This is a genomic window from Pseudorhodoplanes sp., assembly GCF_035565795.1.
Taxonomy (GTDB): Bacteria; Pseudomonadota; Alphaproteobacteria; order Rhizobiales; family Xanthobacteraceae; genus Pseudorhodoplanes.
In genome coordinates, this window is the sequence record NZ_DATMRV010000056.1 from 36,903 (window position 1) to 47,066 (window position 10,164).

9 protein-coding genes are annotated in these 10,164 nt (G+C 63.0%); 8 read left to right on the forward strand and 1 reads right to left on the reverse strand.

Features of this window, described 5'->3' with window-relative positions; translation table 11 throughout:
- Nucleotides 1–3 precede the first annotated feature (3 nt).
- From VNZ93_RS06220 to VNZ93_RS06245, 6 genes are read left to right on the forward strand one after another with little or no spacing between them, the layout of a single operon-like run.
- The gene (locus tag VNZ93_RS06220) at nucleotides 4–1,482 is read left to right on the forward strand and encodes a type II and III secretion system protein family protein (RefSeq protein ID WP_325701610.1); all 1,479 of its coding nucleotides are present in this window, start codon (nucleotides 4–6) and stop codon (nucleotides 1,480–1,482) included.
- Between the two features lie 22 nt (nucleotides 1,483–1,504).
- The gene (locus VNZ93_RS06225; RefSeq protein ID WP_325701613.1) at nucleotides 1,505–2,242 is read left to right on the forward strand and encodes a CpaD family pilus assembly protein; all 738 of its coding nucleotides are present in this window, start codon (nucleotides 1,505–1,507) and stop codon (nucleotides 2,240–2,242) included.
- Nucleotides 2,239–3,513: an AAA family ATPase gene (locus tag VNZ93_RS06230; protein ID WP_414709990.1), complete on the forward strand. Its 1,275-nt coding sequence runs from the start codon at nucleotides 2,239–2,241 to the stop codon at nucleotides 3,511–3,513. Before VNZ93_RS06225 ends, VNZ93_RS06230 begins: the two co-directional genes overlap by 4 nt.
- Nucleotides 3,514–3,531: 18 nt before the next feature.
- A complete protein-coding gene (locus VNZ93_RS06235) occupies nucleotides 3,532–5,061 on the forward strand; it encodes a CpaF family protein (RefSeq protein WP_414709991.1) in 1,530 nt (509 codons plus the stop codon).
- A 2-nt stretch (nucleotides 5,062–5,063) separates the two neighbouring features.
- Nucleotides 5,064–6,047 carry a type II secretion system F family protein gene (locus VNZ93_RS06240; protein ID WP_325701621.1) on the forward strand — a complete coding sequence of 328 codons (984 nt, stop codon included), beginning with the start codon at nucleotides 5,064–5,066 and terminating at the stop codon, nucleotides 6,045–6,047.
- Nucleotides 6,048–6,054: 7 nt separating this feature from the next.
- Nucleotides 6,055–7,029 carry a type II secretion system F family protein gene (locus VNZ93_RS06245; protein ID WP_325701624.1) on the forward strand — a complete coding sequence of 325 codons (975 nt, stop codon included), beginning with the start codon at nucleotides 6,055–6,057 and terminating at the stop codon, nucleotides 7,027–7,029.
- 45 nt (nucleotides 7,030–7,074) lie between these two features.
- Here VNZ93_RS06245 and VNZ93_RS06250 read toward each other — a convergent pair whose 3' ends face one another.
- Complete coding sequence (locus VNZ93_RS06250) at nucleotides 7,075–7,869, reverse strand: tetratricopeptide repeat protein (RefSeq protein WP_325701627.1); 795 nt, start codon at nucleotides 7,867–7,869, stop codon at nucleotides 7,075–7,077.
- 124 nt (nucleotides 7,870–7,993) lie between these two features.
- Here VNZ93_RS06250 and VNZ93_RS06255 point away from each other — a divergent pair, with 124 nt between their 5' ends.
- Both VNZ93_RS06255 and VNZ93_RS06260 read left to right on the forward strand, forming a co-directional pair.
- Nucleotides 7,994–9,373 (forward strand): leucyl aminopeptidase family protein, encoded by a 1,380-nt coding sequence (locus VNZ93_RS06255; RefSeq protein ID WP_325701630.1) that lies wholly within the window; start codon nucleotides 7,994–7,996, stop codon nucleotides 9,371–9,373.
- 6 nt (nucleotides 9,374–9,379) lie between these two features.
- A partial coding sequence (locus VNZ93_RS06260; protein WP_325701633.1) for an NlpC/P60 family protein occupies nucleotides 9,380–10,164 on the forward strand: 785 nt, incomplete at its 3' end.

The following is a 10,164-nucleotide window of genomic DNA, read 5'->3' on the forward strand; positions in this document are numbered from 1 at the left end:
TTCATGGCGAACCAGACGACGATCCGGACGCTTTTCATCGTGGCCGCGCTGGCCACGGTGGCGACGACCGCCGTACATGCCGCCGAGCCAGATCTGTACCGTACGCCGGTGATCAGCGTGGTTGGCAGCGAGACAAGTTCACGTCCCGTGTCGCTCGGCGTCGGCAAGGCGGTGGTCATCGATCTGCCGCGTGACGCAAAGGATGTCCTCGTCGCGGACCCGACGATCGCCAACGCGGTCGTCCGTTCGGCGCGTCGCGCCTACATGATCGGCGTCAAGGTTGGTCAGACCAGCATCTTCTTTTTCGACGCCGAAGGCCGCCAGATCGCGGGCTTCGACCTCGCGGTCAAGCGCGATCTCAACGGCATTCGTGAAGCCATTCGGCACGCCGTGCCCGACAGCGATATTCGCGTCGAGGCACTTGGGACCGACGGTGTCGTGCTGAGCGGCATCGCCGCAACCCCGGCCGATGCACAAACCGCTTTCGCCGTGGCTGGCCGGCTTCTCAATGCCGGCACCGCCGGGATGACCGCCGCAGGCGACAAGGTGGTGAACGCCATCACCGTGAAGGGCCGCGATCAGATCAATCTGCGCGTCACCGTTGCCGAAGTACAGCGCGATGTCATCAAGCAGCTTGGCGTCAATCTGAATGGCACCGTGGGCGTCGGCTCGGCGGTGCTCAACTTCAACAACCAGAATCCGTTCCCCGTCCACGGCTCTGCACTCGTTCCGGAGAACTTTGTCGCGGGCACCTTCACCTCGGGAAGTGGCAATCGCGTCAACGCGATCCTGCGTGCGATGGAGCGTGCCGGTGTCATCCGCACGCTCGCCGAACCGAACCTCACCGCGATCTCCGGTGAGTCCGCGAACTTCCTGGCGGGCGGCGAGTTTCCGATCCTCGCCGGCTATTCCTGCGATAACGTCACCGGAGGCGCCGCAAGCTGCCAGCCGCAGATCCAGTTCAAGAAGTTCGGTATCAGCCTCGGCTTCACGCCCGTGGTGCTGGCGGAAGGCCGCGTCAGCATGAAGGTGACGACCGAAGTGTCCGAACTGTCGAACGAAGGCGCCCTGCAATTCGGTGTTGGCGAGAATGCCCGTCAGATCCCCTCGCTGAAGGTGCGCCGCGCCGATACCACGGTGGAGATTCCATCAGGCGGCGCGCTGGCGCTCGCCGGCCTGATCCAGGAGCAGACCAAGCAGCAGATCAACGGGCTTCCGGGCCTGATGCAGCTTCCAATTCTGGGCGCGCTCTTCAAGAGCCGCGACTACGTCAACCGGCAGACCGAACTGATGATCCTTGTCACGCCCTATGTCGTGCGCGCGGTCGCGCCGAAAGATCTCTCGCGCCCCGATGACGGCTACGCCGACACATCGGATCCGTCGAGCTTCTTCATGGGACGGCTCAACAAGATCTACGGCATCCCCGGCAAGGTCGATCCGAACCGCATGTATTACGGCAAGTATGGTTTCATCCTGGACTAAGGGCGTACGAGGAGACGATCGCATGTCACAGATCTTTACGATCGGCCGCGTACGCGACGGCAGGTTGATGCTCAAGGTCGCCGGAATTGTCCTGATCGGTTCGGTTCTTGGCGGATGCATGCTGCCCAACGACACCGTCGGCTACCCGAATGACTATCGCAAGCGCCACCAGATCGCACTGCGTGATGGTTCGCGCACAGTCGAAGTGTTCATCGGTCAAAGCCGGGGCTCGTTGACGCCGACGCAACGGGCCGAGGTGCTCTCCTTTGCGAAGGTCTGGAAGAGCGAAGCGACCGGCGGCATCGTGATCGATGTTCCGTCCGGGACGCAGAACCAGTACGCCGCGTCGCAGGCGATGCGCGAGATCAAATCGATCTTCGCGGCGTCGGGCGTTCCGATGCAGAGCGTCGCGGTTCATCCATACACGCCGGACAATCCGGAAAAATTCCCGACGCTGAAACTCAGATACTCGACCATTGTCGCGGAAGCCGGCCCCTGCGGCTTGTGGCCCGCCGATCTCGGGCCGACGCTGACCGCCGCGTATAACGACAACCTGAATTACTGGAATCTCGGCTGCTCCAACCAGCGCAATCTCGCTGCGATGGTGGCCAATCCGGCAGACCTCGTACAGCCACGCGCCGAAGCGCCGACTTGGACGTCGCGGCGCACGATGGTGCTCGAGAAGTACCGGCAGGGCCAGAGCCCGGAGACCAACTATCCGAACCAGAACGCGGGTAAAGTGAGCGACGTCGCGAAATGATGAGAAGCGCCCCACAATCGGCAATGGACGCAAATCCGGCGCAGCTGCCGGCGCGCGATGAACATATCGCGCCGGCGCCGCGCATCTCGATCCAGGCGTTCTGCGAATCCGTCGAAACCGCAGCGGCCGTCCAATCGGCCGGTGAAGACCGGCGGTTGGCCAAGGCCCATCTGAAAATTCAGATGGGCGGCATGACGGCCGCGACCGAGGCTTACCGCTCCGCGCCAACACCGAACGTGATCATCCTCGAATTCGAATCGCGCCCGGAAGTCGTTCTGGCTGGCCTCGATTCGCTTGCCGAAGTGTGTGACCCGGGCACGCGGGTCGTTGTGATCGGTCGGCACAACGATGTGACGCTCTATCGTGAGCTCGTTCGCCGCGGCGTCAGCGACTACCTGATAGCGCCCGTCAATACGCTCGATATCGTGCGCTCGGTCTGCGGGCTGTATTCGGCTCCCGATGCCAAGCCTGTCGGCCGGATTCTGGCCGTGGTCGGCGCCAAGGGCGGTGTCGGCGCATCGACCGTCGCACATAACGTGGCGTGGTCGATTGCGCGCGATCTGGCGCTCGACTCGGTTGTTACTGACCTGGACCTCGCCTTCGGCACGGCCGGTCTCGATTACAACCAGGACCCACCGCAGGGGATTGCGGATGCGGTATTTTCTCCCGACCGCATCGATACGAATTTCGTCGATCGGCTGCTGTCGAAATGCTCGGACAATCTGAGCCTTCTTGCCGCCCCGGCGACGCTCGATCGCGTTTACGATTTCGGAGCGGATGCGTTCGATGCGATCTTCGATTCGCTGCGCGCCACCGTGCCATGCATCGTGCTCGACGTGCCGCATCAATGGACCGGTTGGGCGAAGCGCACGCTGCTCGCTGCCGACGACATCCTGATCGTCGCGGCGCCGGACCTTGCCAACCTGCGCAATGCGAAAAATCTCGTCGATTACCTGAAGGCCTCGCGCGTCAACGACCATCGCCCGTTCTACGCGCTCAATCAGGTCGGCGTGCCGAAGCGGCCGGAAATCAAGCCTGCGGACTTCGCGAAGGCACTCGATGACGATCCGGCCGCCATCATCCCGTTCGAACCGCAGCTCTTCGGAACCGCCGCCAATAACGGTCAGATGATTGCGGAGGTCGCAGGCAGCCACAAGGTCGCGGACATGTTCCGGAACCTTGCGCAGCTCACGACCGGCCGATCGGAGGCAAAGAAAACGAAGTCGAGTCTGTTCAGTCCGCTGCTTCAGAAGTTCCGCAAGAACGCCTAGTTCAGGAGTTCGTGAGTCGTGTTTGGCAAGCGTAACGTGTCGGGTCCTTTACCGGGTGCACATGTCGGGGGCGCTGCGACATTGGCGCCACCGCCCGCACCCCCGCCTGCGGCGCCGCAGCCCGCTGCTCCGCCTGCGGCCATGAGCAGCGAAGGCCGGGCCCCGCTGCCGTCAACCGGGCTTGGTGCCCAGATCCTGTCCGCACCAACTACGCCCACGAAAGCGCCGGTGCTCGCGACCGACAGCCGCCGATCCGAAAGCTATTACGAAGTCAAGGGAACCATCTTCGGCGCGCTGATCGAGGCCATCGATCTCGCCCAGCTGGCTCGCCTTGATGCGGACGCCGCGCGCGAGGAAATCCGCGACATCGTCAATGAAATCATTGCGATCAAGAATGTCGTCATGTCGATTTCCGAGCAGGAAGAGCTGCTCGACGACATCTGCAACGACGTTCTCGGCTATGGCCCCCTCGAGCCGTTGCTGGCGCGCGATGACATCGCCGACATCATGGTGAACGGGTCGGGCACGGTCTATATCGAAGTCGCCGGCAAGATCCACAGAACCGGCATCCGCTTTCGCGACAACCAGCAGCTCCTCAATATCTGTCAGCGCATCGTCAGCCAGGTCGGCCGGCGTGTCGACGAATCCTCGCCGATCTGCGACGCACGCCTGCCGGACGGCTCCCGCGTGAACGCGATCGTTCCGCCACTTGCGATCGATGGGCCCGCTCTCACGATCCGCAAATTCAAGAAGGACAAGCTGAGGCTCGACACGCTGGTCAAGTATGGATCGATCACGCCGGAGGGCGCCGAGATCCTGAAGATCATCGGACGTTGCCGCGTCAATACGATTGTGTCGGGCGGCACCGGTTCGGGCAAGACCACGCTTCTGAACTGTCTCACGCAGTTCATCGACGACGACGAACGCATCATCACATGCGAAGACGCCGCGGAATTGCAACTGCAGCAGCCGCATGTTGTGCGACTGGAAACGCGGCCGCCGAACCTCGAAGGCGAGGGGCAGGTGACCATGCGCGACCTGGTCAAGAACTGTTTGCGTATGCGACCCGAGCGGATCATCGTCGGCGAAGTGCGCGGACCGGAGGCCTTCGACCTGTTGCAGGCGATGAACACCGGTCACGACGGATCGATGGGAACGCTGCACGCCAACTCGCCGCGCGAGGCGCTGTCCCGTATTGAATCGATGATTACGATGGGCGGCTTCTCGCTGCCATCGAAGACGATCCGCGAGATGATCTGTTCGTCGGTCGACGTGATCATCCAGGCTGCCCGTCTTCGCGACGGGTCGCGCCGCATCACGCACATCACCGAAGTCCTCGGGATGGAAGGCGACGTGATCATCACGCAGGACCTGTTTGTCTATGAGATGGTCGGTGAAGATGCGCAGGGCAATCTGATAGGTCGCCACCGCTCAACCGGGATCGGCCGTCCGCGCTTCTGGGACCGCGCTCGCTATTACAATGAGGAGAAGCGGCTTGCCGCGGCGCTCGATGCGAGCGCTCGCGCCGAAGAAGAGGCGATGGCCTGATCATGTTCGCCCTCGACAACCAGCCTCTGATGATGGCGATCCTCGCGACCGTGGCGGTCGGCGGGCTGGCCTGGGTGTTCCTGTATCCGCTGCTGTCGGGCGAACGGAACGTCGAACGGCGTGTTGCGACGGCGGCCCAGACACAACCGGCGCAACGCGCCGTTCGGGGTGCTCAGAAATCGCGGCGCGAGCAGGTCGAGGAATCGCTGAAAGACCTCGAGCTGCGCCAGCGCAAGAATGCGAGGCCGACACTCGCGCAGCGCATCCAGCAAGCCGGGTTGAGCTGGACGACGCGTCAGTACACCTTGATCTCGGTCGGAATGGCTATTGTGGCGTTCGGCTTGGTGTTTGGCATGGGCTTCGGCCCCCTGGCAGCGCTTGGCTTTGGTTTTGCCGCAGGTCTCGGCTTGCCATTCTGGATCCTGCTGTTTCTCAAGAAGCGACGGGAAAACCGCTTTCTGGCTGTCTTCCCCGATGCGGTCGACGTCATCGTGCGCGGCATCAAGGCGGGTCTGCCACTCCTGGACAGCATGAAGATGATCGCCGCCGAGGGGCAGGAACCCGTCAAGAGCGAGTTCAAGGCGATCATCGAAACCCAGACCATCGGGCTTCCGCTCGGAGAAGCCTGCGGCAAGCTCTACGAGCGCATGCCGTTGCCGGAAGCGAATTTCTTCGCGATCGTGGTCGCGATCCAGCAGAAGGCGGGCGGCAATCTCTCCGAAGCGCTCGGCAACCTCTCGAAGGTCTTGCGTGAGCGCAAGAAGATGAAGGCGAAGATCCAGGCCATGTCGATGGAGGCCAAGGCTTCCGCCGCGATCATCGGCTCGCTGCCGCCGGCAGTCATGGGCCTCGTCTGGATCACCAGTCCGACTTACATCGAGCTTCTGTGGACCCATCCGACAGGCCAGTTGATGCTGCTCGGCAGCGCGATGTGGATGTCGATGGGCGTCATGGTGATGAAGAAGATGATCAACTTCGACTTCTGAGCGCGTCATGACCCAGATCATCATCGGCATCTTGCATGATACCCGGCTGCTCGCGATGATTCTCGCGAGCATCGCCGCCGTCGCCACCGTGCTGACACTTGCGATGCCGCTGCTGGCGACCAATACGCTGCCGAAACGCATGAAAGCGGTCGCAATCGAGCGCGAAAAGATCCGTCAGCGCGAGCGCGAGCGGATGGCGCGCGGCGAAAAGGTTACGTTGCGGCAGACGCCCAAGCAATTCATGCAGAGGGCCGTGGAGAATTTCCAGCTCAACAAATGGGTCGGGCAGGAAGAGGCGCGCGAAAAGCTCGTTCAGGCCGGTTACCGCGGTCAGGCGCCGTATGTCACCTATCTGTTCTTCCGGATGGTGACGCCGATCGTGGCGCTCGTCTTCTCGGTGCTCTATGTGTTTGTCATTCTTCAGATCGACAAGCCGTTGACGGTCAAGATCGGGATGTGCCTGTTTGCGACCTATCTTGGCATGCAGGCGCCGCTGCTGTTTCTGAAGAACAAGATCCAGAAGCGGCAATTGTCGATCCGCCGCGCGTTCCCGGATGCGCTCGACCTGCTTCTGATCTGCGTCGAATCGGGCATGTCGATCGAGGCTGCGTTCAAGAAGGTCTCGAACGAGATCGGAACGCAATCGATTGCGCTTGCCGAAGAGCTGACGTTGACGACGGCCGAGCTGTCGTATCTGCCGGATCGGCGTCAGGCCTATGACAATCTCGCCAAGCGCACCGATCTCGAGGGTGTCAAATCGGTCTGCGTCGCGCTGCAGCAGGCAGAGCGCTACGGCACGCCGCTTGCGCAGACGCTACGTGTTCTGGCTCAGGAAAACCGCGACATGCGGATGGCCGAAGCCGAAAAGAAAGCCGCGGCGCTGCCTCCCAAGCTGACTGTGCCGATGATTCTGTTCTTCCTGCCGGTGCTGTTCATCGTCATTCTTGGCCCGGCCGCGATCCGTGTGATGGCGCTGCAGTAGCGTCTGGCGATTTGGGGCTAGCCCGCGGGAAGCGGAATTGTCCGATTACGAATTGTTCGCCGCCTGCCGCAGCAGGCGCTGTGTCGGCTTGCCCTTGTTCTTTTCCGCTGCGATCATGTTGCGCAGATATTCGAGGTTCGCCGCAGCCTCCTCCGGCGAGAGATCGGCGCTCGCGATCTCCTGAGCCTCCTGGAAGCGTCCTTGCAGGCCGACGACAAGCGCGAGGTTCTGACGGACACGCGGCTCGCGACTGCTTTTGGCGCTCGCACGTCGCAGCGTGTCCTCCGCCTCGCGCAGATTCTTCGAGAGCGCGTAGGAAAGTCCGAGGTTGGACATGACGGACGGCTCGTCCGGCACGATCCGAAGCGCGCTGAGGTAGTGTCGCCGGGCTTCCTGATGGCGGCCCATCTGGTCCAGCACCACGCCCTGAACCGAAAGGATGCGCCAGTCGGGCTGATCGGGTGTATGCGCACGGCTCAGAACGTCGAGGGCCTGAGCGAACTGGCCGCTATCCGCCAGCGCGCGGCCATAGGCCCCGAGGACTTCGGCATTGTGGGGATTGTTGAGAGAGGATTGTTCGAGGACCGCGACCGCCTGCGCGCGCTGGCCCATGGCGCGAAGCGCCTGCGCGTAGCGAATGCCAGCTTCCGGGTCCTTCTGGTTCTTGCTGTATCGCTCGCCCCAGACCTGCGCATCGTGGCGCGGGTCGGCCTCCGAAGACGCCTGTGTGATGGAACCGGTCGGGGTGCCGAGCTGAGCGGTCTGGCATCCACCAAGCATCAGAGCCGCAACCACGGCTGCACTGGCGAGAAGGCGGGACTTGGACTTGCTACGATACATGGCGCGCCTCGATCGGCGGCGGGTGCGGACCCGCACGCGATCTTCGCTCAATAAAGCGTTAACCCTAACGGCTGGTTAAACCGGCCTATTGGCGGAGCCGCGGAAGACCCGTTAAGAAGCGCGGATGCACCCAGCCTTTGCCGAATCGGGCCGCGAGGCGGCCATCTCCATCTGGTTTGTGACCAAATCGAGCTGGCCCGGTATTCGGGGAGGCCTCGGTTCGCTGGCCCGCTCCTTTGCGGATGCGGCGGGCTTTGAGCCGAAGGCCGGTTCATATGCCGCCGTGCCGGGCGGGGAGGGCGGCATGGCCGCCGTGCTCTTCGGGCTCGAAGACGACGCGGCGACCGCCAATCCGATGCTCCCCGGGAAGTTGCCGGGATTGCTTCCGGCGGGCGTATACCGCTTCGCCAACGCCGCGCACGATACGCGGCTCGCAGCACTCGCCTTTGCGCTCGGAGCCTATCGGTTCGACCGCTATCGCAAGGGCAACGGCAAGGCCGTGTCGCTCGTGCCTCCGGACGGCGTCGATGCGGCCGATCTGTCGCGGATCGCCGAGGGCGTCATGCTTGCGCGCGACCTGATCAACACACCCACGAACGACATGGGCCCGGCCGAACTGCATGAGGCGACGCGGCTTCTTGCCGAGCGGCACGACGCCTGGATCGAGGCCGTCACCGACGACGAACTCCTGTTGAAGAATTTTCCGCTCATCCATGCCGTCGGGCGCGCCGCCGCGCGGCCGCCACGGCTGATCGATTTGCGGTGGGGCGATCGAAATCATCCGAAAGTGACATTGGTTGGCAAGGGCGTGTGCTTCGATACCGGCGGCCTCGATCTGAAGCCGTCCAGCGCCATGCTCCTGATGAAGAAGGATATGGGCGGCGCGGCGACTGCGCTCGCGCTCGCGCACATGATCATGGACCGGAAGCTGCCCGTGAATTTGCGCGTTCTCATTCCGGCGGTCGAGAATTCGGTTTCGGGTTCGGCATTCCGGCCGCTCGACGTTTATCCGTCGCGCAAGGGACTGACCGTGGAGGTCGGCAATACCGACGCAGAGGGACGGCTCGTTCTCGCCGATGCGCTGGCGCTTGCAGACGAGGACTCGCCCGATCTTCTGATCGATCTCGGTACGCTGACCGGCGCGGCCCGCGTGGCGCTCGGCCCTGAAGTCATTCCCTTCTATACCGACGACGATGCGCTTGCCTCGTCGATGATGCAGCACGGCACGCAACAGCGCGATCCGCTGTGGCGCATGCCGCTATGGGCGCCGTACGAGTCGATGATGGATTCCAAGGTGGCCGACACGAGCAATGTCGGGACCGGCGCGTTTGCGGGCTCGATCATCTGCGCGCTGTTCCTGAAGAAATTCGTGTCGAACGCAAAATCGTGGCTGCATTTCGATATCTACGGCTGGAATCCGTCGAGCAAGCCGGGCCGTCCGGAAGGCGGTGAATGCCAGGCGGCGCGCGCGGTCTATGCGCTGCTCTGCGAGCGCTACGGCTGAGGGACTGTGTCTTTCGATCCCCGTCTCACGCCGGCGCGCCCGGACCTCGCTGCGAAGCATCTTGAAGGTCAGGTCGAAGCCGAGCGCTTCGTCGAGCCGACGCTTTACGAGGTTCTCGATCCGCGTGCTCCCGTACGCCGTGCGCCGTCGCCCGATGCGCCGCTCGAAACCGAGGCGCTGAAGGGGGAGCGCGTTTCCGTTTACGAAACGACCGACGAGGGCTGGTGCTGGGGTCAACTCGCATCTGACGGTTATGTCGGGTGGATCCCGGCCAATGCACTCACCACGCAATGCACCGAGCGAACGATGAAGGTCGGTGCGCTGAGCACGCTGGTGTTTGCCGCGCCCAACATCAAGACGCCTCCGATCGAAGCGCTGCCCTTCGGCGCACAGGTCGCCGTGGTCCGAACCGAAGCATCATTCGCGGTGACGGCGCACGGAGGCTTCATTCCGTCGCAGCATCTCGTTGCTCTCGACGCACACGAAAGCGATTACGTCGCGGTGGCGGAACGCTTTCTCGGAACGCCGTATCTGTGGGGCGGCAAGACGCATCTCGGTATCGACTGCTCGGGACTCGTGCAGGTTTCGCTTTCCGCGTGCGGGGTTGCCTGCCCGCGCGACAGCGACATGCATGAGAGCGCGCTCGGGGCGGTCGTCAATGCCGCTGACGCGCTATCGATGCCGCAGCGTGGAGACCTGATCTTCTGGAAAGGCCACGTAGCTCTGGTCCGCGACACCAACACCATCATTCACGCCAATGCGCATCACATGTCGGTCGTGATCGAGCCGAT

What these genes read in the sequence shown, in the direction of transcription:
- VNZ93_RS06245 (WP_325701624.1), top strand. Translation starts at nt 6,055, where the DNA reads ATGACCCAGATCATCATCGGCATCTTGCATGATACCCGGCTGCTCGCG.
- VNZ93_RS06255 (WP_325701630.1), top strand. Translation starts at nt 7,994, where the DNA reads ATGCACCCAGCCTTTGCCGAATCGGGCCGCGAGGCGGCCATCTCCATC.
- VNZ93_RS06230 (WP_414709990.1), top strand. Translation starts at nt 2,239, where the DNA reads ATGATGAGAAGCGCCCCACAATCGGCAATGGACGCAAATCCGGCGCAG.
- VNZ93_RS06220 (WP_325701610.1), top strand. Translation starts at nt 4, where the DNA reads ATGGCGAACCAGACGACGATCCGGACGCTTTTCATCGTGGCCGCGCTG.
- VNZ93_RS06240 (WP_325701621.1), top strand. Translation starts at nt 5,064, where the DNA reads ATGTTCGCCCTCGACAACCAGCCTCTGATGATGGCGATCCTCGCGACC.
- VNZ93_RS06250 (WP_325701627.1), bottom strand. Translation starts at nt 7,869, where the DNA reads ATGTATCGTAGCAAGTCCAAGTCCCGCCTTCTCGCCAGTGCAGCCGTG.
- VNZ93_RS06225 (WP_325701613.1), top strand. Translation starts at nt 1,505, where the DNA reads ATGTCACAGATCTTTACGATCGGCCGCGTACGCGACGGCAGGTTGATG.